At 35.6% G+C, this 579-nt stretch carries 1 protein-coding gene; it reads left to right on the top strand.

Going from position 1 to position 579, the window contains the following annotated elements; genetic code table 11:
• Window positions 1–148: 148 nt before the first annotated feature.
• On the top strand, window positions 149–579 hold a 431-nt coding region (locus tag ACFIN0_RS10120), incomplete at its 3' end, for a DNA methyltransferase (RefSeq protein ID WP_375608930.1).

A 579-nucleotide genomic window follows, 5' to 3' on the forward strand; every position in this document is an offset into this window, starting at 1 on the left:
GAAAAATGCGAATGGGGAAGGGATGATTATAGTTTAAATGTAGCCAATCTTGAACCAATGATTGTGGTAAAAGAAAGTGAAAAAGATAAAGATATTGCACAACAAGAATTAGATCTATTTGGATAAATATCAACGAGGCAGGTTACGAATGAGCCGTAATAAACAGAAATTAGAACTTAACTGGATTGGAAAAGAAAAACGCCCCAAACTGGAACCTCGTATATTGTTAGAAGATCTTGAAAAATCTTATCATGCCGCGCATCAAATATCATCACAGGATATTTTTGATAATAAACTTATTTTTGGTGATAATTTACTCGCACTCAAGGCACTTGAGCAAGAATATACGGGGAAGGTAAAATGTGTCTACATAGATCCACCTTATAATACAGGCAATGCCTTTGAACATTATGAAGATGGTTTGGAGCATTCCCTATGGCTAAGCCTTATGAGAGACAGGCTAGAATTGTTACATCGCTTATTGGCAGATGATGGAAGTATCTGGATTTCCATTGATGATGATGAACAAGCCTATCTAAAAGTGATGATGGATGAAATTTTTGGTCGCCAAAATTTCAT

Origin of the sequence: Bartonella sp. AA89HNZF, from assembly GCF_042196905.1 — a bacterium.
In the GTDB taxonomy this organism is placed as follows: domain Bacteria; phylum Pseudomonadota; class Alphaproteobacteria; order Rhizobiales; family Rhizobiaceae; genus Bartonella.